The sequence below is a fragment of the Rhizobium sp. P38BS-XIX genome (genome assembly GCF_012641435.1).
Taxonomy (GTDB): domain Bacteria; phylum Pseudomonadota; class Alphaproteobacteria; order Rhizobiales; family Rhizobiaceae; genus Rhizobium.
In genome coordinates, this window is record NZ_JABAIJ010000002.1 from 106,458 (window position 1) to 127,233 (window position 20,776).

17 protein-coding genes and 3 pseudogenes are annotated in these 20,776 nt (G+C 58.6%); 15 read left to right on the forward strand and 5 right to left on the reverse strand.

What is annotated here, in order from left to right; genetic code table 11:
* Positions 1-26: 26 nt before the first annotated feature.
* Genes HGP17_RS09620 through HGP17_RS09630 form a run of 3 tightly spaced genes read right to left on the reverse strand, consistent with a single transcriptional unit; the run spans position 27 to position 2,334 of the window.
* Complete coding sequence (locus tag HGP17_RS09620; RefSeq protein ID WP_168808344.1) at positions 27-551, reverse strand: hypothetical protein; 525 nt, start codon at positions 549-551, stop codon at positions 27-29.
* Positions 551-1,579, reverse strand: coding sequence for a cyclopropane-fatty-acyl-phospholipid synthase family protein (locus tag HGP17_RS09625; protein ID WP_168808346.1), 1,029 nt, complete (start codon positions 1,577-1,579; stop codon positions 551-553). The genes HGP17_RS09620 and HGP17_RS09625 overlap by 1 nt, the downstream gene beginning before the upstream one ends.
* On the reverse strand, positions 1,576-2,334 hold the full coding sequence (locus HGP17_RS09630) for a DUF1295 domain-containing protein (RefSeq protein WP_168809084.1): 759 nt from the start codon (positions 2,332-2,334) through the stop codon (positions 1,576-1,578). The genes HGP17_RS09625 and HGP17_RS09630 overlap by 4 nt, the downstream gene beginning before the upstream one ends.
* Before the next feature lie 235 nt (positions 2,335-2,569).
* Between HGP17_RS09630 and HGP17_RS09635 the strand changes: the two genes are divergently transcribed.
* The 10 genes and pseudogenes from HGP17_RS09635 to HGP17_RS09680 all read left to right on the forward strand — a co-directional run bounded on the left by HGP17_RS09635 (position 2,570) and on the right by HGP17_RS09680 (position 11,305).
* Positions 2,570-3,946, forward strand: coding sequence for an NAD(P)/FAD-dependent oxidoreductase (locus HGP17_RS09635; protein ID WP_348648907.1), 1,377 nt, complete (start codon positions 2,570-2,572; stop codon positions 3,944-3,946).
* 42 nt (positions 3,947-3,988) lie between these two features.
* Positions 3,989-5,227, forward strand: a complete 1,239-nt coding sequence (locus tag HGP17_RS09640; RefSeq protein ID WP_168808348.1) for a cyclopropane-fatty-acyl-phospholipid synthase family protein — start codon at positions 3,989-3,991, stop codon at positions 5,225-5,227.
* A 52-nt stretch (positions 5,228-5,279) separates the two neighbouring features.
* Positions 5,280-5,633 carry a DUF2147 domain-containing protein gene (locus HGP17_RS09645; RefSeq protein WP_168809088.1) on the forward strand — a complete coding sequence of 118 codons (354 nt, stop codon included), beginning with the start codon at positions 5,280-5,282 and terminating at the stop codon, positions 5,631-5,633.
* A 21-nt stretch (positions 5,634-5,654) separates the two neighbouring features.
* Positions 5,655-6,086, forward strand: coding sequence for a DUF2177 family protein (locus HGP17_RS09650; RefSeq protein ID WP_168808350.1), 432 nt, complete (start codon positions 5,655-5,657; stop codon positions 6,084-6,086).
* A 128-nt stretch (positions 6,087-6,214) separates the two neighbouring features.
* Positions 6,215-6,757 carry a sigma-70 family RNA polymerase sigma factor gene (locus tag HGP17_RS09655; protein WP_168808352.1) on the forward strand — a complete coding sequence of 181 codons (543 nt, stop codon included), beginning with the start codon at positions 6,215-6,217 and terminating at the stop codon, positions 6,755-6,757.
* Positions 6,754-7,479, forward strand: coding sequence for an anti-sigma factor (locus HGP17_RS09660; RefSeq protein ID WP_168808354.1), 726 nt, complete (start codon positions 6,754-6,756; stop codon positions 7,477-7,479). Before HGP17_RS09655 ends, HGP17_RS09660 begins: the two co-directional genes overlap by 4 nt.
* Positions 7,480-7,604: 125 nt before the next feature.
* On the forward strand, positions 7,605-8,549 hold the full coding sequence (locus HGP17_RS09665; protein ID WP_348648923.1) for an alpha/beta hydrolase: 945 nt from the start codon (positions 7,605-7,607) through the stop codon (positions 8,547-8,549).
* Positions 8,550-8,661: 112 nt separating this feature from the next.
* On the forward strand, positions 8,662-9,297 hold the full coding sequence (locus tag HGP17_RS09670) for a glutathione S-transferase (RefSeq protein WP_168808358.1): 636 nt from the start codon (positions 8,662-8,664) through the stop codon (positions 9,295-9,297).
* Positions 9,298-9,461: 164 nt separating this feature from the next.
* Positions 9,462-10,019, forward strand: coding sequence for a fasciclin domain-containing protein (locus HGP17_RS09675; RefSeq protein ID WP_168808359.1), 558 nt, complete (start codon positions 9,462-9,464; stop codon positions 10,017-10,019).
* A 200-nt stretch (positions 10,020-10,219) separates the two neighbouring features.
* A pseudogene (locus HGP17_RS09680) lies at positions 10,220-11,305 on the forward strand (IS110 family transposase).
* A gap of 302 nt (positions 11,306-11,607) precedes the next feature.
* Here HGP17_RS09680 and HGP17_RS09685 read toward each other — a convergent pair.
* Positions 11,608-12,801: pseudogene (locus HGP17_RS09685) on the reverse strand (DHA2 family efflux MFS transporter permease subunit); the annotation flags it as partial.
* Here HGP17_RS09685 and HGP17_RS09690 point away from each other — a divergent pair.
* From HGP17_RS09690 to HGP17_RS09710, 5 genes and pseudogenes are all read left to right on the forward strand, one after another.
* Positions 12,791-13,423: pseudogene (locus HGP17_RS09690) on the forward strand (ATP-binding protein); the annotation flags it as partial. The pseudogenes HGP17_RS09685 and HGP17_RS09690 sit on opposite strands and share 11 nt — an antisense overlap.
* Before the next feature lie 138 nt (positions 13,424-13,561).
* On the forward strand, positions 13,562-14,296 hold the full coding sequence (locus HGP17_RS09695) for a LuxR family transcriptional regulator (protein ID WP_168808363.1): 735 nt from the start codon (positions 13,562-13,564) through the stop codon (positions 14,294-14,296).
* A gap of 549 nt (positions 14,297-14,845) precedes the next feature.
* Complete coding sequence (locus HGP17_RS09700) at positions 14,846-15,343, forward strand: molybdopterin-dependent oxidoreductase (protein ID WP_168808365.1); 498 nt, start codon at positions 14,846-14,848, stop codon at positions 15,341-15,343.
* A complete protein-coding gene (locus HGP17_RS09705) occupies positions 15,340-17,541 on the forward strand; it encodes an ATP-binding protein (protein WP_168808367.1) in 2,202 nt (733 codons plus the stop codon). The genes HGP17_RS09700 and HGP17_RS09705 overlap by 4 nt, the downstream gene beginning before the upstream one ends.
* A gap of 11 nt (positions 17,542-17,552) precedes the next feature.
* Complete coding sequence (locus tag HGP17_RS09710; RefSeq protein WP_168808370.1) at positions 17,553-18,611, forward strand: HD domain-containing phosphohydrolase; 1,059 nt, start codon at positions 17,553-17,555, stop codon at positions 18,609-18,611.
* A gap of 394 nt (positions 18,612-19,005) precedes the next feature.
* Here HGP17_RS09710 and HGP17_RS09715 read toward each other — a convergent pair whose 3' ends face one another.
* Positions 19,006-20,607: a globin-coupled sensor protein gene (locus HGP17_RS09715; protein ID WP_168808372.1), complete on the reverse strand. Its 1,602-nt coding sequence runs from the start codon at positions 20,605-20,607 to the stop codon at positions 19,006-19,008.
* Between the last annotated feature and the right edge of the window lie 169 nt (positions 20,608-20,776).

Below are 20,776 nucleotides of genomic sequence, written 5' to 3' on the forward strand. Positions count from 1 at the left end.
GAAGACCGCCGTACCGGCACTGATATCTATCTCCGGTCCTGACCGGCAAAGCGAAGCGCGATGAAGGTCAGCAGACATGCCAAGGCGAAGCTGTTCAAATTGAGAAGAACGGCAAGATCGTCCGTACTCCAGCTATGCAGCGGCGCTCCCAGGTAAAACCGGGAGAATGCGAAAGATGCGAAGACGATGATCGCAACGCTTCGTTGCCACCATTTCTCGTCCGGACGAAACGAGACGCCCGCCAGCATGATGCAGGCAGTGAAAAACAACTGCGTTCCCGAGCCTGGCCCGAGCAGCTTGGTCTCGAACAGCGTATCGAGCGTGCCGACGACCGGCAGCATGATCCGCGCTGCCAGACCCGACCGCCTAGCGACGAATGGTATCGCCAGGAAAAAGGGGGCCGCTGCCAGCGTGCCGAGCGAGGCCGTGACCCCGTTGCCGACCAGATACCAGACATAAAGCGGGTAGATCGGCTTGTTGGCAAAGATTACCCAGGCGACCGTGGCAGTCGCTTGCGTGAGCGGATCCGGCGCGTTCGGTGCCGCCGACATCAGGAACTGGGCGCCATCAGATAGTGTCCCACGCCCCAAACATCGCCGCCGTCGTGGCCGAACAGGCCGGCCGTCGCCAGGAAGAACAACCGCCAGCGACGCTGCCACAGCGTGGCATCCTTGCCGTAGACCTGCGCAAAAATCGGTCGGATCCGGTCGATCTCGCTATCGAAATTTTCAAGCCAGTCGAGCGCCGTGCGGCGATAGTGGGAGCCCGACCAGCGCCATTCCTGCTCCACCTGGAAAAGATCGCCGAAGCGATGCGGCAGGTCGTGGGCGGGCATGATGCCGCCGGTGAAAAAATGATGCGCGATCCAGTCGGCGGGATCGTCATGATCGAAACGGTAAGAACGATCCTTATGCGTGAAGACATGCAGAAACAGCCTGCCGTCCGGCTTCAACCAGCCGCGAACATGTTCGAGCAGCGCCCGCCAGTTCGACATATGCTCGAACATCTCGACGGAGACGACGCGATCGTAGCGCTCGCCTGTCGAGAAATCATTCATATCGGCGGTGACGACCGACAGGTTCGTCAATCCGCGCCTTGCGGCAAGATCCATTATGTAGGCCCGCTGCGAGGCCGAGTTCGAAACGGAGGTGATCCGCGAATTGGGGAACTGCTGGGCGAGAAACAGGGAGAGCGATCCCCAGCCGCAGCCAAGTTCAAGAATGCTCATGCCGTCCTCGATCGCAGCGTGGCTGACCGTTTCCGCCAGCGCATGCGCCTCCGCCTGATCGAGCGTCGTTGTTTCGCTCGGGTAGAGGCAGCAGGAGTATTTGCGGCGGCTTCCAAGCGTCAGCGCGAAGAATTCGGCGGGAACCTCATAGTGCTGCCGGTTCGCCTCCTTCGTATGCGTGGCAATCGGAAACCGCGACATTGCCGCCGCGAATGCGGCTTCGCTGTCTGCCGGGGTGGTCGCCAATCGGCGTTTGTTGCGGCCGCAGAGGAAGTCTATGCCGGCGAGCGTCATGGTATCGGTCAGCGGCGCGCGCTCGGCGGTATTGATGGCGAAGGCCAGCATGTTCATGGCAGGTGTCCTTGATCGGAAGTGAGGGATTTGCGGGGTCCGGGGAAAAAGGCGTTGACGCGGCCTTGCAGCGCGCGAAATTTCTCGCCGCGCGAACGCAGCATGTGCTCTTCGAGAGGCGGAATTCCCGAAACATGCACAAGCAGCCAGTACATCATCAGCGGAGCGAGCAGCGACAACCAGCTCCATCCCGATGAGTAAATCGCCATGACTGGCCAGCTGCACCAGAAGAGCCACTCGAAGAAGTAGTTGGGATGACGCGAGTAACGCCAGAGGCCGATCTCGCAGATTTCGGTCTTTGCCTGCGGTGTTTTTCGGTAGCGGCCGAGCTGGGCGTCGGAAACAGCCTCGCCGATCAGCGCCAGGATCGCGACCGACATCGCGATGAGGTCGACAAGGCGCGGAAAAGCGGCGGCGCGCATTGCCGCAATATAGACAGCAAGAACGAGGACAAAGGCCGCAACGGCCTGGATCTGCAGGAAGAGGAACAACCGCCGGCCGGCATCCTTTCCCCATTCCTCGATCAGCTTGGCATAGCGCGGATCCTCACCATTGCCTCTGGTGCGCGCGCCGATGTGGCCGGCCAGCCGGAGGGCCCAGAGGGCGACGACAATTGCGGCGGACCAACGGCGTTCGGGCATGCCATCGCAGAAGGCCGCCGCGAGGATGCCGCCGGACCCGACCGCGAAAGACCATATGGTGTCGATCCATCCGCTCGCACCCGTCGCGCGCTGTACGCCCCAGGCGCCGGCCATGACCAGAGACAGCCAGACTGCAATGATGATGGTAAGAACCACGTTTCGTCATCCGCTCGTGTTCGGGCGCGCGACCTGCCCGCCTGAACACCTTTACGGTGAAAGTGGCCAGGTAGTTTCGCAAGCTTCCCAATAAAAACTCGAAAAAACACGGTTGCCTGAAACTGGTCAGCCTATTCTCCCGTACATGCTCTTGAGAGAGGCCGGTGATTGTCATCATCAAGAGAGGTCGTGCGTGGCTTACATAGATCGCAATGCAGGCGGCCGGCGCCTGAACGTCGCCGTGATCGGCAGCGGTATTTCCGGGCTCTCCGCGGCCTGGCTTCTGTCGAACCGTCATGACGTGACGCTTTTCGAGGCTGCCGATCGGCTAGGGGGGCACAGCAACACTGTTCAGTTCGAAAGCGCCGGCCGCCGGATTTCGGTCGATACGGGCTTTATTGTCTACAACGAGGTAACATATCCCAATCTGAGCGCACTGTTTCGTACACTTGAGGTCCCAACAGCTCCCTCGGACATGTCATTTGCGTTCTCGTTGAACGACGGTGCTTACGAATATTCCGGCGGCACCGGCCTCGGGCTCTTCGCGCAGAAATCCAACCTGCTCAGGCCGCGCTTCTGGTCGATGATGCGCGACATCTTGCGGTTCTATCGCGAAGCTCCGCGCGATTTGCCCAGCATGGGCAGGCTGTCTCTCGACGACTACCTCAGGCGAGGCGGTTACAGCCAGGCCTTCCGGGATGACCATCTCTACCCGATGGCGGCGGCCATCTGGTCAACGCCTGCCATGCAGGTCGGCGCCTATTCCGCCGCCAATTTCGTGAAATTCTGCCGCAACCATGGCCTGCTCGAACTATGGAACCGGCCAATCTGGCGCACGGTGCGCGGAGGAAGCCGCGAATATGTGACGCGGATGACGGCCAAATTCTCCGATAGCATCAGGCTTTCGACGCCGATAAAGACGATCCGTCGTGCGGCGGACCATGTCGAGCTAATCGATGCGCATGGCGGCGGGCATATGTTCGACGATGTCGTCATCGCAACCCATGCTGATCAAGCGCTGCGAATGCTGGCTGATGCGAGCGATGAGGAACGACGCATCCTTGGCGCTTTCCGCTATTGCCGCAACGAGGCTGTGCTCCACAGCGATACCGCGCTGATGCCGAAAAGACGAGCCGCGTGGTCAAGCTGGAACTACGTTGCCGACACGCGCGGCCTCGGACCCGTTCATCCGTCGATCACCTATTGGATGAACAGGCTTCAGCCCTTGGGCGACGCGCCGCCGACCTTCGTCACACTCAATCCCCGTAACGAACCCCGCGGTGACGCTGTCATCCGTCGAGAGGTCTACGAACATCCGGTTTTCGATCTCGGGACCGATCGGGCCCAGCAGGAAATCTGGTCGCTGCAAGGGGTGCGCAATACCTGGTTCTGCGGTGCTCATTTTGGATCGGGCTTTCACGAAGACGGCATCCAGGCGGGCCTTGCGGCTGCCGAAGACCTCAGCGGGATGCGCAGACCCTGGCAGGTGGAGCAGGACAGCGCCCGCATTGTGCGCAAGCCGAGGCTCGAGACTCTTGTACACTCTGGAGAGCTGGAAGTCATGGCATGACGAAGCGCCTTCAATCACCGATCAAACGAAATGGTAACGCCTATGAGCTCGCTTGACGAATCTTCCCGTGCGCCCATCGACCTCTCTGAGGATTCGGGGCGGTTCGGCTGGGCTGGAAAAATCATCGACCGTCTGTTCGGGACGATCGCCTACGGCCGATTGCGGCTCGTTCTGCCCGCCGGCCAGATCATCGAGAAGCGCGGACGGCATCATGGTCCCGAAGCCTCGATCACCATCTGCCGCTGGCGGATGCTGCGGCGGGTCGTCGCCGCCGGCGACATCGGCTTTGCCGAAAGCTTTATCGACGGCGACTGGACGACCCCCGATCTGACCGCGGTCATCCGCTTTGCCGCCAGGAACAGCGAGGCATTGGCGCCGGCAATAGAGGGCGGCTTGCCGATGCGCCTGCTCAACCGGGTCAAGCATCTGCTGAACGCCAACACGAAACGTGGCAGCCGCCGCAATATCGAGGCCCATTACGATCTCGGCAACGCGTTCTACAAGGAATGGCTCGACCCATCGATGCTCTATTCCTCGGCGATCTTCGACATGACGACCCCGACGCTCGAGGCAGCGCAGCAGAAGAAGCTCGAAACGATCGCTGAAAAACTCGATCTTTCGGGTGGGGAAAGCATATTGGAAATCGGCTTCGGTTGGGGCGCCCTGGCGCTTCATCTGGCGGAAAAATCTGATGCGAGCGTGACGGGCATCACCCTGTCCCCTTCCCAGCTCGACTGGGCACGGCATGCCGTCGAGATCTCCGACGTATCCGACAAGATCGATCTGAGCCTTAAGGATTATCGCGACATCGACGGCCAATTCGACCGCATCGTCTCGATCGAAATGTTCGAGGCGGTCGGCGAGGCCTATTGGCCGAGCTACTTCGATACGCTCAAACGCTGCCTGAAACCGGGCGGTCGAGCCGTTCTCCAGATCATTTCCATCGAAGAACAGCGCTTTGCCACATATCGCAACACCACCGATTTCATTCAGAAATACATCTTTCCCGGAGGCTTCCTGCCGTCCGACAGCGTGCTTTCGGCATCCGTGAGAGCTGCGGGGCTCAAGATCACCGCGACCGATCATTTCGGACGATCCTATGCGCGGACACTGGCCGAATGGCGCGCACGATTTGAAGCACGCTGGCCGGTGATTGCAGAACTTGGCTTCGACGAACGGTTTCGGCGTCTCTGGCACTATTACCTTTGCTATTGCGAGGCCGGCTTTGAGGAGGGAACCATCAATGTCGGGCTCTACACGATCGAGCCGGATCATGAATGAGAGCGGTCAGACGAGGAGAGATGGCATGATTAGAATCGGAATCGGCATCAGTATGGTCGCCGCCTTCGCCTTCGGCATCGCCGGGACGGCCGCCGCTGCCGATCTCGATGGCCAATGGGCGCGCAGTGACGGAAACGCAAAGGTCAGGATCGGCCCCTGCGGATCTGATATCTGCGCCGTGAACACATGGATCAAGCCGGGAACGCCAAGCGAAAAGGAGGGCGACAAGCTTGTCATGTCCATCAAGCCGGCGTCGAATGGCACCTATTCCGGAACCGCCTTCGACCCGCAGCGCGACTTGACCTACAAGCTGACCGTGACAGTCGATGGCGACCGGATGACGACCAAAGGCTGCGTGGTTGCCGGCCTCCTGTGCAAGGGCGTCGAGTGGACGCGCATCAATTGATGTTGCGATAGGGAGGTTGCCGTGAAAGCCTATGCCGTCGCCTATCTCTCGACGCTGATCGCCCTCGTCGGCGTGGACGCCATATGGCTCACGAACATGGCGGATCGTCTCTACAAACCCGTCATGGGGGACATGCTGATACAGGACGCGCGGCTGGCGCCGGCTATCGCCTTCTACCTGGTTTATGCTGCCGGGCTCGTATTTCTCGCGGTGCGCCCGGGCCTCCTGTTGGGGTCATGGCGCACGGCCGTTCTCTACGGCGCAGTCCTCGGCTTCACGGCTTATGCCACCTATGATCTGACAAATCAGGCTACCCTCAAGAACTGGTCGATAGCGCTGACAATCGCCGATCTCTGCTGGGGAACATTCCTTTCCGCGTTTGCTGCGGGAGCGGGCTGTTGGATCAGTGACCGTTTCGCCGGTGGAAGAAGGTCTTGGAATCAGAGCCGATGATCAACACGACTGCGTCCAGGTCGATTTTGATTTCCAGCAATATGCCGTCGGTCGCCAATTGCAATCGAGCGATCTTGCCTTTCGAGAGTCGTGGTCTCTATAAAGGTCAAGCGCCGAGGTCCCACCGAATGCATAAAACAGACATCGCAGAATTGATCAATCGTGTCGCGCTTGGCGACCGAAGCGCATATACCGAGCTCTATCGTGCGACAAGCCCCAGATTGTTCGCGATCTGCCTTCGCATCCTCAAGGACAAATCGGATGCCGAGGAAGCCCTGCAGGAAATCTATATCAAGATTTGGCAGAAGGCGAAGTCATACGCGACCGGCGCCGGGGCGCCGTCGACCTGGATGGCCGCCATCGCGAGAAACCATGCGATCGATACGATCCGCGCCCGTAAGCCAGTCGCTGAAGATATCGACGAAGCGTTCGACATTACCGACGACACAACGCCGTCACCGGAACAGTGGGTGTTGCTTTCTGACGAAGGCAGACGCATTGATGCCTGCATGGGGGAACTCGACGAAACTCATGCCCGGTCAGTGAGACAAGCCTATGTCGAAGGCCTCAGCTATCTGGAACTTGCCGAAGAGCTTCGCGTGCCGCTCAATACGGTGCGTACCTGGCTGCGGCGCAGCCTGCTGAAATTGCGGGAGTGCATGCAACGATGACGTCGAGTGATCAAGATGACGGCGCCGGCATGGGTCGGCGAGAGCAGGATGAGATCCTCGCCGGTGAATATGTCCTCGGCGTTCTATCACTCGCCGCACGCCGGCGGGTCGAGGCTCGTATGGTGTCGGACCGGGCCTTCGCCATTCTGGTCGAGCGCTGGCAATTGAACCTCGGATCCTTCAACGAGGACTACGAGGAACAGCAGCCTCGATCGGCAGTGTTCGAGAACATCGAGCGCCGCCTCTTCGGGCAGGCTCAAAGCGAAGCGAAGCGAGCCGGGCTCTGGGAATCGATCGGGTTCTGGAGAGGATTTTCTGTCGCGGCCTCAGCCGCTGCAATTGCCGCAATCGGCTACATCTCGGTAACACAATCTACCATTCGTCAGAGCGATCGCCTCGTCGCCGAACTCTCCGCGCCGGGAAATCCAATCACGTTGCACACATCGTTTGATCCGTCGAACGGACATCTGCAAATCATTCCTGTCGCCAGCGAAAGCGCGGACAAGTCGTTGCAGCTGTGGCTGGTGCCGGGCAGTGGTAAACCAAAATCGCTCGGCGTCTTCCAGCAGGGGGAAAGTGGAGAGATGGTGATCCCGGCTGATCTGCGGGCTGGCATCGGCGAAGGCGCGACGCTTGCTGTCAGTCTGGAACCCTTGGGGGGATCGCCAACCGGTCTGCCGACGGGTCCAGTCGTTGCTAGCGGATCGGCGCGCCGGCCTTGATCGCACTTGACGAAGTTGCAAAAGCCAACTGCTGCAATCGAAATATCGACTTAAGGTACAAGGCGATGCTGGTCTTCATGCTGCGTGCTCCGACCGCGATAGCATTTCTGATCGTTTTCATCATCATTGGTTTCTCGACAGCCAAGGCGAGCGATAGCTCAAATTCTGCCATGCGCGTTGACGTCGGAGGCTTCTGGCTAAACAGTGTCTTGCTGCGCGCGAAGAATGCCAACCTGCCACCGATCGTCTTCATCCATGGCGCCAGCACAAGGCTCTATGACCCATTGCTATCGTTCCGCGCCAAGCTAGAGGGCAGGGCGACGCTATTATTTGTCGATCGCCCAGGGCATGGAAACTCAGATGCCGGGGGACCGGAAAACCTGTTGCCAGACGGACAGGCGGACGCGATCGCAACACTGATGGACAAGCGCGGGATTCACAAGGCAATTATCGTCGGACATTCCTTCGGTGGCGCGATCGCCGCTGCCATGGCTGTCAGACATCCGGATAAGGTCGCGGGGCTCGTATTTCTGTCCCCTGCAGTCTATCCATGGAAGGGTGGTGTGGCCTGGTATTACGCTGCTGCGCGGTCTCCCATCACCGGGGCCTTGTTCAGCACATTTATCGTTCCACCTCTCGGAATTCTCTTGATCGATCGTGCGACGAAAGCGGTGTTTGCTCCGAACCGGCGACCTGCCGACTATATTTCGAAAACGCGGGCGCTTGGCGCTCTCGCGCCCGCTGCGTTCAGACATAATGCGCGAGAAATCGCGGCGCTGAGCGTCTGGGCAGTAGCAGCCAGCAAGGCTTACCACACGATCAGAGCACCGACGGTCATTATCACGGGAGACAGGGACGAGATCGTCTCTCCGGAAGTGCATGCCGTACATCTTGCCCGCGACATTAGGGGGGCGCAACTGATCGTCGTCCATAACCTCGGTCACAAATCGGATTATGTCGCAAGCGATCTCGCCGTGGCTGCCATCGAAAAGGTCGCCGGCCGCAACGTTGATCTGATTGCCGCCTCCAGGGCTGTGGAGAAGCGTATCGCAGACGACGGTGCAGATTGATGTGGGTTTCCGTGGGAAAACGCTTCGACGCTCTCTTGTTTGTCGTCAATCGAGCGGCACCTAAGCTGCCTTGACATAAGGCCCCCCAGCCATCAATCCATAGGAAATTGGCGTGCTAAAAGTTAATCATCTCAATAACAGTCGGTCTCAACGTGTCCTATGGATGCTTGACGAACTCGAGCTCGAATACGAAATTTGTTTTTATAAGCGCCGTCCCACCATGTTTGCGCCAGCCGAGTTGCAGAAGATTCATCCCCTCGGTAAGTCGCCGATTATCGAAGACACGGACAGCGATGGTCAGAAGGTTATTGTCGTAGAGAGCGGTGCCATCTGCGAGTATTTGGTGAGTAAAGCAGGTGGAAAACTTGGTCCATCGAGCTGCTCCGGCGAAGTGCTGAAATATCGGGAGTTCCTTCACTACGCCGAAGGCTCAGTGATGCCGGTGTTGTTTGCGCTTCTTGTGCTATCACAAGTTCCGCTGCTGGGCCGGAAGACCGTCAAAAGGGTTCAACCCTTGCTAGACGTCCATCTCGACTATGTCGAGGCTCAGCTTTCTTCTAGACCATGGTTCGCAGGAGCCCAATTTACGGCTGCCGATATTATGATGAGCTTCCCTCTGGAAGCGGCCAGATCAGGTAATTGGTTGGGCAGTAAAAGGCCGGCGACGATCGCATGGCTTGACAGGATCCATAGCCGGCACCCGTACCAACGCGCGCTAGAGAAGGGCGGTCACTACGCTTTTTTGTGACAGCTGTAGAAGGTTCGGGGAGCGGCGGGTCAAAGTGGCGGAATGGACTGGTTGAAAAGTCCTTCGTCTGTGAAACTTAGTCTGAACGACACTCGTAAATACTCCTGATCGAGAGAGTTGGCATGCATGGGGCATGGCCGCCTCCTGATCACAGGAGAGAGACCATGTTCAAGTCGACCCTGCGGACAGCCGTTGCCGCGGCCGCTGTTTCGTTCATCGCATTTGCCGCCCATGCGAAAGACCCGATGGTGGGAGGGGCAGCAATGTATCCTTCAAAAAACATCATCGAAAACGCAGTCAATTCAAAAGACCACACCACACTGGTCGCCGCAGTCAAGGCTGCCGGTCTTGTCGATACGCTTGAGGGCAAAGGGCCGTTCACGGTGTTCGCACCTACGAACGAAGCCTTCGCGGCGCTTCCGAGAGGTACGGTGGAGATGCTGCTCAAGCCCGAGAACAAGGCAAAGCTCACCAAGATCCTGACGTGCCACGTCGTTGCTGCCGATGCCATGTCGATGACTGTTAAAAAGATGATCAAGGACGATGGCGGTGAACACGACATCACCACGGTCGGTGGTTGCATCATCAAGGCCACGCAGATGAAGGGCAAAATCACGTTGACCGATGAGAACGGCGACGTCGCCCACGTCACTATAGCAGATGTCAAACAGTCGAACGGCGTCATTCACGTTGTCGACAAGGTACTTCTGCCGAAGATGTAATCGGCAAACAAGCGCAAGAAGTCTTCTCAGGCTTCTTGCGCTTGTACGATGGTGCCCAGCTGGCCCAATAACGCTGGCACGAACATTTTTCCATCTGGTCGATTTTAAACCGTTACCGCTGACTGTTGATTATGGGATGGCCCGCCCTTCCGAGGACATCAAGTATGATGATCCGTCATTGAAGGAAGAGGAGCCGATCCATGACCATTTCAATTTTGGGTATCGATATCGATAAGAATAGCTGCAGCGTTGTCGGCGTTGATGAGAAAGGTGCGGTGACTACCAGGCGAACGATGCGGCGGCAGACGCTCATTGATTTTGTCGGCAAGATACCGACTTGCCTCATTGCTATGGAGGCGTGCTGTGGTGCTCACCACCTGGGGCGGCTTTTTGTGTCCCAAGGGCATGAGGTCCGACTGATGTCGCCGGAATATGTCCTACCTTATGTGAAGGCGCAGAAGAATGATGACCGGATTGGGGGGCATAGCAGAAGCCGCGTCGCGTCCGACGATGAGGATCGTCGACCTCAAAAGCGAAGAGCAGCTTGATATCCAGTCGTTACATAGGGTTCGATCCCGCCTCGTTGCGGAAAGAACGACGCTGATCAATCAGATGCGCGCGATCCTCTTGGAGCGTGGCCTGATCTTTGCCACCGGCCGTTGCAAATTTGAAAGTGCGCTCGACATGCTTTTAGACGAGCAGACCAGCAGCCTATCGGAACGCGTTCACCGGCTGATCGGTGAACTTCGATGCGAATGGAAGATGCTTGATACCAAGATTGCGGCTCTCAATGGAGAGTTTTGTCGCTGGTACGAAAGGATGCCGCAGCGCGACGGCTAACAGACATCCCAGCAATCGGGGTGCTGAACGCCACAGCTTTGATTGCCACGATAGGAAATGCCAGCAGCTTTGATCGTGCTCGTGACCTTGGCGCATGGTTAGGACTTGTACCACGGCAATTTACGACCGGCGGCAAGCCTCGTCTGCTGGGCGTCACAAAGCGTGGAAACGTCTACCTCCGAACGTTGCTTGTACATGGCGCGCCAGCGGCCATGCCGACACTCAGCCAGAGCGATACCCCTCTCGGGCAATGGCTTCGAGGCCTGCTTGCTCGGGGTATGCACCGCAATGTCGTGATCGTGGCGCTTGCGAACAAGCTCGCCCGCATTGCCTGGGCTGTCTTACGAAAGGACCGGCCGTACGAACAGGCCATACGGTGCCACTTCGGCGTGATTAGATCGGCTGTGCCAACCCGCAGCCCATTATGTTTGCGAGAAGGACTATAGATGGCCTGACAGTTGACCGGCGTCCGGAAAGCCAACAGTCCAAATGGCTCATTGAAGCCGCGTTGATTATTGAGGCTCCGGGCGTGCGGATATCCATCTTGGCGACGGCATAACCGTGAGACCGAATACGTTAAAGCAGTCTGTACAGGAATCTAAAAATTCTACTTGTGAACAAGGCGGGCCATACGTCTCCACTAAGAGTTGACCCGGGCCTCAACGGGCGGCGAAAGCGAGGTCGAAGAGGATCCTCCCTCCGCCGAGTGATCCGGGCGCTCAAGTGCAGACCACGTTGACCAAACCCACTAAAAGTGCCTCGAGCTTTCAAGGCGGCCTGCCTTTGATGCAACATTTCTCGCGAAGGGAATGAGCAAAATAGCGAGGAAAGTCATCACAGCAATCATTGCCCAAGCTTCGTTGAGGGCTCTGACCGTCGCGGCGGTTTGAACGAGCGGGTCGAGCGTTGCCGTCGTTTGTTCGTCGAAAGACCCCTGATGGCCCGCCACTATCGCGGTCGGTACCCCGACGTATTCCGCAACGGCGAGGTTTCCCTTCTCCAGACCGTTCCAGATTCTCTGCCCGAGCAGTTCGGATCGTGTGTAGATGACGGTGTCGATCAGCGCGATACCGATCGCGCCGCCAAGGTTACGCATGAGGTTGAACAGTCCGCTGGCGTCTGGGACGTGGTCCGCTGAAAGAGTACCGAGCGCCAGACGTGTAGGGGGTAAGAGGCAGAACATAATGGAAACTCCTCTGACAACCTGAGGCCAGAACATTGCATCAAAATCCGTTGTCGGATCCTGCCATGCGCTCATACCGATCCCGACGGCAAAGAGGGTGAAGCCTGCAGCGGAAAGCAGCCGCGGATCTATTCGTTTTTCCAGGGCGACGGCAATCGGGGCAGTGCAAAGCTGCGCGATACCGGTTACCAGCATCGTCATCCCGATCTCCAAGGCATTGTGTCCCCTGACAAAGGCAAGAAAGACGGGCATCATGTACACGGACCCAAATAGTCCGATTCCGAGCACGAAGCTCAGTGTCGAACCGACTAAAAAGTTTCGATCCTGAAAATTTCGCAGGTCTACCAGGGGAGAGGAAGTGCAGAGCGACCGCCAGATGAAAAACGCGGCGGAAATCGATGCGACCACAAACAGCCCGCCACCGGTGATTGAAAGCCATCCACTGGTCGGCGCTTCCTTCAATCCGATTTCCAGACAAATCAGAGCAGTCGCCATCGCCGCCAGTCCTGCAGCGTCAAAACCTCTCAATCGCGAAAAGGAAGTACGCTGGCTTGGAAGCGATCTGGCGGCCACACCGGCAGCAAGAATGCCGGGAACGACGTTGATCAGAAAAAGCCATTGCCAGGAATAGCTCTCGGTCAGCCAGCCACCGACTATCGGTCCTACGGTAGGTGCAAGTACGGCAAGAACGCCGGCAACCGTCGTTGCGAGCGCCTGTATGTTGTCCGGGAACAAGAGGAACACGGTTGTCGCCGTGAACCGGGCTTTCGATAGGGTGGCGGAGTTGATGAAGTCGCAGAAAACGCTGACATCAGGGATCGCGCATGAAATCCGTACACCACTCGCAGCAATGAAGCTGGAACTAGGCCGGATTGATCATCCGCGGGCGCGAATGGTTGAGGCAGACCTCGATGATCTCGTGCGGTTCTTGTCCCAGCTAACGACGCTTGCCCGCCTCGAAAGCTTCGATCACGGCGCCTTTGAAAATGTCGACCTCATCGCGCTTTCGGCATCTGCAGTCGAGCAAGTCGCACCTTGGGTTTACGAGAACCAGCATTCCGTTGAGCTGATCGCAGTCGGCGATAGGGCCATCATCCAAGGAATTCCGGCGCTGCTGCGCGACGCCATCCGCAATCTGGTCGAAAATGCCGTTCGCCATACGCCGGATCAATCTCATATCATCGTCCGTGTCGGACCTCATGTTATCGAGGTTGAAGATTGCCGGACGGGAGCCGCCGAACAATCTGCCGCAAAAGCGAGGGCCGAAAGTCTCGGGATCGGGTTGAAGATCATCGCGCGCATCGCCGAGATCCACCGCGGCGAACTGCGACGGTCGGCATCAGAAACTGGGTCTATTTTTGCGATTACGTTTCAGAATTGAGGGTCGAGGTCTGTTGCGCGAAGGATTCGGGACGCAGCATTTCTTGGGGGCTTACCTACGACTGCTACCCAAATTAACGTCTGTTTAACTTTCGACCACCATTACTAGGGTGTCTTCATCTACGCGCGAGTCGCAACGATGCCTGTTAGCGCCCTTTCAGTCCTTTCTCCGACTGCACTTGACGATTATATCGATCTGCGTTCCGTGCCCAAGCACCGCTATTTTGGCCAGAACGATCTCATCGACCGGCTTCGCAGGGCGGTCCCGTTTGACTACATCTTCATCTCCGGCATCGACGTCGACCACTACCGCTTCGGAGAAGGCTTCTCGATCGACACGGATCTGCCTCCCGCCTTCATCGAGGCCTACATGAGTGACAAGCTCCCGCAGGTGGACCCCTTCGTGCTGGCTGCCAAGTCATCGACGAAGGTCGTTGTTGAGAGCGAGGTGTATGCGGAGAACGAGGTACCGCAGCGACTGCTTTACTTGCAGCGCACCTTCGGGGTCCACAATCGGACGATCATCCCGATCCTCCGCGATAACACTGTCTATGGCGCGGTCGGATACACGCGTGACACTCCCTTTGACGAGGACGAGATCACCTTCCTCTCGCTAGTTTCGGAAGCCGTTCACACTGCCGTCACCAAGCCGCTGATGGATCGGTTTGCAGCCGAACACATGCGCCTCTCGAAGGGCGAGATCGCCTGCCTGTCTCAGGCGAGCCTTGGGCTGACCAGCGAAGGCATCGCGAAGACCACCAACTATCAGGTCGAGACTGTCAACAGCTACATCAAGTCCGCGGTTAAGAAGCTGGGCGCCGTCAATCGCACCCAGGCGATCGCCGAAGCCATCCGACGCCGACTGATCGCCTGAGCGCTTGATCGAAATCAAGAGCTCACGCTGCATGGTTGAGACCGCCCTGGACGATTTTTCGGAACCGACTATTGCTCGTTGTTCATCATCAAACCGCGGCCGATTGTTGAAGACGAAGATCTGACCACGTAAAGGGTAGAAGTTCCCGCAGCGGACCAAAAGGAATTCGACCCCGAAGCCAACCACATCTGCGGCGGCTCGTGTATGATCACCCGGGCGCGGATTGTCGGCGACTGCAGCCAGCCAGCGCCGCGGATCGTCAGTCGCAACCGATGAATCCGCTGCTCCAGCACCATTCGGTTACCCGTTGTTTACCTAGATCGCCGCGGCGACCCCAAAAATTGGGTTCAAGTTCTAATCTGCTACATTAGATTCATATTGCATGAACGATTGGCCCCTAGATTTGGGGTGTCCGGGCAATATTGCCGAGGCTGACATGATGTCGGCTCTGACCTCGCCGCCTCGGTGAAGGGTCATCGGACCGGGCCGTCTGGCATGTCGTTCTGGCGTCCGGCAGGAGAACCGCCGGCAAGTTCAAGGTATCCTATCATGCGCATTCTTCTGAGCTCGGTGGCTCTTGCCGCCGCGATGCTTGCACCTGTCTGCTCGTTCGCGCTCGACGCGCCGAAAGGCGATGTCGTACTGACCGTGACCGGGAAACTCGACCACCCGAACGCGGGCAGTGCCGCGCAGTTCGATCTGGCCATGCTTGAAGCCCTGCAGGGTCGCAAGGGCGCCATGGAGACACCGTGGACCACGGGCAAGGTCGAATTCTCCGGTCCGCTGCTGCGCGCCGTTCTCGACGCTGCAGGCGCCCATCCGCAGAAGCTCAAGATCGTCGCTTTGAACGACTATTCCGCGGAGGTTCCGGCGGACGACGCCAAGATCGACACGATGCTGGCAACCCGCATGGACGGCCAGACGATGTCGGTCCGCGAAAAGGGACCGCTCTTCCTGATCTATCCGTTCGACGAGGACAAGTCGCTCTACAACGAGAAGTATTTCTCCCGTTCGGTCTGGCAGATCAAGACGATCGAGGCTGAATGATGGACGAAGCTGCCCGAAAGAACGGCGACGTCATCAGGCGCGTCAGCAAGGCGACCGCCTTCCTGCAGGCGTTCGCGATGCTGCTGATGGTCGGACTGATCTACCTTCTTTCGGGCATCTATGGAAAGTACGAAGCGCTTCAGGACGGCGTTCGCGAAAACGCGCTCTGGTCTGTGTACCAGCTTGACCGAGAAGCGCGCCGCCTCCACGAAGTGGCTGACATCATGGCGGCGACTGGCGACTTGTCCGCACCGTCCATAAAGGCGCTCTCGACCCGCTACGACATCCTCTATTCCCGGATGGCAATTCTGAAGAGGGCGAAGTTCGATCTGCGCCTCGACGAGAGCCCCGAGCTCAAGGCTCTGGTCGAAGAGATTGAGCCGATCGTGATGTCGAAGGCGCCATGGTTCGATGCCGTTGCGAAGGGGCAGGATATAGATCTGGACCATCTCCGCGAATTTGCTAAGGATCTCGATCCGCTCGCAGGGGACACCGAAAAGCTGCTGACGGAAATAAACAATAAGGTCAGCGCCGAACGCGCAGATGCCAGGGACGATTTGGAGGTTCTCCAGATCCGGTCAGGCGTCGTCACGGCCCTGCTGGCCATCTCGGTCGGCGTCCTCGTCATCACCCTGCGACGCCAACTACGTTCGGTCCGTTCAGCCGCTCTCGCGTTCGAAACAATCGCCAGCGAGCTGAAAGAGGCCTACGCGAGTGCCGAGGCAGGAAACCGTGCCAAATCGCAGTTCATGGCGACGATGGGTCATGAAGTCCGCACTCCGCTCAACGCCGTTCTTGGTACCGCCGAGCTTCTCGAACTCGACGATCCGCCGGAGCAGGTTCGGGCGGGAATCCAGACGATCAGACGCTCCGGGCAGTCGCTGCTGGAGATACTCAACGAAATCCTCGACTTCGCAAAGATGGAGAACGGGGAGATCGACGTCTCTCTCGCTCCGACTGACATCAAGGCGCTCGTCGCCAGCACCGTCGAGATGATGCGAGACCGCGCCGCGGAGCATGGAGACACACTTATTTCAGAGATCGACGATGGGCTGAACTCGGAGACCATTCTCACCGACGCGACGCGTGTCCGGCAGGTCGTCCTCAATCTTCTCAGCAATGCGATCAAGTTCACATCGGACGGAGCCGTGGTTCTCAAGATGAACGCAGGCGAGTCCGACGGACGTCCAGTCCTGCGCTTCGCGGTCAGCGACACGGGGATCGGCATTGATCGGGAAGGCCAGGAGAAGCTGTTCAAGCCCTTCTCGCAGGTCGACTCCACGATCAGCAGGAAGTATGGCGGCACTGGTCTCGGTCTGACGATATGCAAGGAGATCGTCGTCGCACTCGGCGGGTCGATCGGTGTGGCCAGCCGCAAGGGAGAAGGCAGCACCTTCTGGTTCGAAATCCCCGCCGAACCTGCCGAACCTGCTTCGAAACCGACCAACTGTACATCCGCAGCCGCCCGGGGTCCGAGACCGAAACACAAAATCCTCCTCGTCGAGGATAACGTGGTCAACCAGCAGGTCGCTGTTGGCTTCCTGCGCCACCTTGGTCAGGACGTCACCATCGCAAACGACGGTCTCGAAGCGCTCGACGCGGTCGCGAAACAGTCGTTCGATCTCGTTCTCATGGACATGCAGATGCCGAACATGGATGGCATCGAGGCGACTCGCCACATAAGGGCCATGGGCGGTCATTTCCGCGGCATGCCTATCGTAGCGATGACGGCGAACGCCTCCGACGACGACAGGCGACTATGCGTCGAGGCGGGCATGACGGCCTTCCAGTCCAAGCCCGTCACGTTGAGCCAGCTCGCGGGCGTCCTCGACTGCCTCAGTCCGGACGGCGCAGCCGGGGCGGCGGGGGGCGAAGCTCCCGCTTCCGAACGCCCGTCAGCCAACCAGCGGCAGCAGGAGATCATCGATGTCCTCGGTCAGGAGACCTTCGACGAGCTTCTGAGCACCTTCTTCGCCGACGCAGCAGCGATCCTCTCCAACCTTCCGCAGGCGATGCGCGGCGACGACGCCAAAATGCTCGACCGCCTGCTGCATTCGATGAAGGGCGCTGCCGGCAATGTCGGACTGCAGGATATCGCCGACATCGCGCAGGCCCTGCGCCAGAAACCACTTTCGGAAGACGGACTGCTTGAGCTTTTACGGGCGGTCGATGAGCAGCGGCGGGCATACGCCGCATAAAGGAGCAATGAATGCGTATCCTATTGGTCGATGACAACCAGACCAACCTCGTTCTACTGTCAAAGCTGGTGTCGAGGCTTCCGGACTGCGAGGCCGTCAGCTTTTCCGATCCTTCCGACGTGCTGACGGAAATGCCGAAGCTCGATTTCGACATCGCGGTGATCGACTACCAGATGCCCGGATACAACGGCGTCGAGCTGCTGCGCGAAATCAACATGTTCGATCGCTACAAGGGCAAGCCTGTCGTCATGGTGACGGCTGACACGGACATGACGACGCGGATGGCCTGCCTTGACGCGGGTTCGATCGACTTCCTGAACAAGCCAGTCAATCCGCTCGAATTCCAGGCTCGGATGAAGAACCTGGTCGCGCTCGTCGAAGCCCGCAACAAGCTCGCGGACAAGGCGGAATGGCTGCGGCAGGAGGTCGACAAGGCGACGCTCGAAATCCGTGAGCGCGAGGAGGAGATCATTGACCGCCTTTCGATCGCCGCCAGCTTCAAGGATTCCGAGACCGGTCTCCACACCAAGCGCGTTGGCGAGTATTCCGATCTGATAGCAAAGGCGTTGGGTCTTTCTCCGGCGGAATGTTCCGACATCAGACTGGCTGCGCCAATGCACGACATCGGCAAGGTGGGCATTCCGGACGCCGTCCTCCTGAAGAAGGGCAAGCTGACGGAGCAGGAGTTCGCGTCCATGCAAACGCACACGCTACTCGGCTGCGACATCCTGCGCGAATCCAAGTCCAGTCTCCTGCAGCTCGCGGCCGAGATCGCCGCAAGCCATCACGAACGCTGGGACGGGCAGGGATATCCGCGGAGGCTCTCTGGGGCCGATATCCCCATCGCTGGCCGCATCGTTGCTGTCGCAGACAATTTCGACGCGTTGACAACCGCACGCCCCTACAAGGAAGCTTGGTCAGTTGGGCAGGCTGTCGCGCACATCAGGGAGCGTGCGGAAACACAGTTCGATCCGGCCTGCGTGGAGGCGTTCGAGAAGGCGCTTCCCGATATATTGAAGGTGCATCAGTCTCTTCAGGATCATGAAATCGAGATGGTAGCCACCGCGTAAAGAAGCGGTCGAAAAGCAGATGCAGAAAGTAATTACTTCATTGCCGATAGCTGGAAACCGCGGGAATGCGACGCCAGCCGACCGCCGACTATTTCAGCGATCGGATGTCGATCAAAAGGGTTGCAAGCAGCATAAACTGCCGCGAACGACCTGCAGATACGCCAAGCCCGCCGTTGCGTACCGACATAACCCTTGAGAACGATTTCTCCAGCGCGCCTGTATCGTTGGACGATGGCGCATTTGACCGGGTTCACCCGAGTAGCCGTCAGTGAAAGTCAGATGAGCGATGCTTAATCTGTACCCCAAATTTTGGGCTAGCTCATTCAGAATGGATCGCCAAAGGAGCGCTGCCAAATAGGATCGGAGATTATCGAGACCGAGGGTGCGGGCGCCATCAGAAGTCCTGCCAGCTCTCGGCGGCAGCACTCCCGGTTCCTCTGCTCAAACCGGCTGCTATCATTTTGCAAAGCTCGCGAGCCGGTGAAGCCATCGGGGCCGTAATCCCGGCTTCGGTTAAGCTCATTCGTGCTTTTACCGTTCCGGAAATCTTGAAGGCAGACACGAGCCGTTCAAGGGCGGCCGCTCCCGACAAAAGCCGCTGCGTCGCGGCGGAAGACTGCTCGGCCATTGCAGCGTTCTGCTGCGTGATCTGATCCATCTGCGAAACCGCCGCGTTGATGGATGCTATGCCCGTTGCCTGTTCCTCCGAAGAGCTTGCAATTGTCGTCATGAACACGTTGATCGAGCTGACCTGCTCTCCAATCGCCTTCAGGGCTGCGCCAGTCGAGTTCACGAGCACGACGCCTTTCGCAACGTCTTCCGAGGACCGGCCGATCAGCGCCTTGATCTCCTTTGCCGCCGTCGCCGACCGCTGGGCGAGCTCCCGGACCTCCTGTGCCACGACCGCGAATCCTTTTCCCTGCTCGCCCGCGCGCGCCGCCTCGACTCCGGCGTTCAGCGCCAGGAGATTGGTCTGGAACGCGATCTCGTCGATCGTCGAGATTATCTGCGTCATCCTCTGCGAGGATTCCTCGATATCGCTCATGGCCTTCACCGCCTGCTCGACGACCAGTCCCGACTTCTCAGCTTCGTCGGCTGACCTCGCCACCACCGCCCGAATCTCATCCGTCCGGTCTCTGGATTGCGAAGAGATTGTCGCGATCTCTTCCAGTGCAGCTGCGGTCTCTTCCAGTGCGGCCGCCTGCCTCTCAGTGCGCTTCGCCATGTCGTTTGTTGCCTTGGCGATCTCCCCAGACTGTGAAGCAACCTCCTTAACGGACCTTTCGATCCGATGCATGGTTTCGTCGAGACTGCTGATCGACGTGTTGTAGTTGGTCTTCAGGCTATCGAAAACGCCAGCAAGTTGCGCGTCGAGCGTTGCCGTCAAATCGCCGTTCGACAATTTAGCCAGGACCTCGGCTAACGCACCGAGTGCCATCTCCTGATCGGCCTGCTGCGCGAGTCGGGCCTCCTCCGACCGTGCTCGCTCTTCTGCCAAGGCTTCGAGATAGACAGAAATGGCATAGTCCATGTCGACGAGCGCAGCCTTGATAACGCTGCTTAATTCGGCGCCGAGCTTCTTGCTGCGAGACTTAACGAGAAAGCCGCTGAGTTCAGCCTCGACGATGCTCCGGACGATACCGTCGATCATGAGAGCGTATCCGCCGATGTACCAGCGCGGCTCTAGTCCAAGGCGGGCGTGGGTACGTCCGACCGCCGAAACCGCCTCGACGTAGTCAGCGTCGAAGGTTCCAGAAGCGATCTTCTCCCAGTGCTTTGCCTGGCGTCCCTTGGCATGGGCGACGTGGGAAGAACTGGAGAAGAACTTTGCCGTCTCCGGATGGACCGTCGCCTTCGCGTAGAACCTGTCAAGCGCCCCGTCGAGCGAACGGGCGATGATAGGCGCCAGGGCCTTTAGCGATCCGATCTCGGGTTCGCGAAGTTCGACGAACTCAAGTCTTTCCTTCAATTTCGAAGAGGCGTCGGTTCTTGCCATTGAAATTCCTTTATGTTGCTGTCCCGTGCGCTAAAAGGCCGCCGATCACGGCTCCGCCGTTCGCGACGCGAGTGGTTTCGCCGAGGCTCGATATATGGACGACGGTGAGGTTTGGCTCCGTCATGGAGCGGGTGAGGACCTGCGATCCAACAACCCCAAATTTAGGGTC

Coding starts and splice junctions, on each gene's coding strand:
- HGP17_RS09620 (WP_168808344.1), bottom strand. CDS start 551: ATGTCGGCGGCACCGAACGCGCCGGATCCGCTCACGCAAGCGACTGCC.
- HGP17_RS09625 (WP_168808346.1), bottom strand. CDS start 1,579: ATGAACATGCTGGCCTTCGCCATCAATACCGCCGAGCGCGCGCCGCTG.
- HGP17_RS09630 (WP_168809084.1), bottom strand. CDS start 2,334: ATGGCCGGCGCCTGGGGCGTACAGCGCGCGACGGGTGCGAGCGGATGG.
- HGP17_RS09640 (WP_168808348.1), top strand. CDS start 3,989: ATGAGCTCGCTTGACGAATCTTCCCGTGCGCCCATCGACCTCTCTGAG.
- HGP17_RS09645 (WP_168809088.1), top strand. CDS start 5,280: ATGGTCGCCGCCTTCGCCTTCGGCATCGCCGGGACGGCCGCCGCTGCC.
- HGP17_RS09655 (WP_168808352.1), top strand. CDS start 6,215: ATGCATAAAACAGACATCGCAGAATTGATCAATCGTGTCGCGCTTGGC.
- HGP17_RS09660 (WP_168808354.1), top strand. CDS start 6,754: ATGACGTCGAGTGATCAAGATGACGGCGCCGGCATGGGTCGGCGAGAG.
- HGP17_RS09675 (WP_168808359.1), top strand. CDS start 9,462: ATGTTCAAGTCGACCCTGCGGACAGCCGTTGCCGCGGCCGCTGTTTCG.
- HGP17_RS09695 (WP_168808363.1), top strand. CDS start 13,562: ATGCCTGTTAGCGCCCTTTCAGTCCTTTCTCCGACTGCACTTGACGAT.
- HGP17_RS09700 (WP_168808365.1), top strand. CDS start 14,846: ATGCGCATTCTTCTGAGCTCGGTGGCTCTTGCCGCCGCGATGCTTGCA.
- HGP17_RS09705 (WP_168808367.1), top strand. CDS start 15,340: ATGATGGACGAAGCTGCCCGAAAGAACGGCGACGTCATCAGGCGCGTC.
- HGP17_RS09710 (WP_168808370.1), top strand. CDS start 17,553: ATGCGTATCCTATTGGTCGATGACAACCAGACCAACCTCGTTCTACTG.
- HGP17_RS09715 (WP_168808372.1), bottom strand. CDS start 20,607: ATGGCAAGAACCGACGCCTCTTCGAAATTGAAGGAAAGACTTGAGTTC.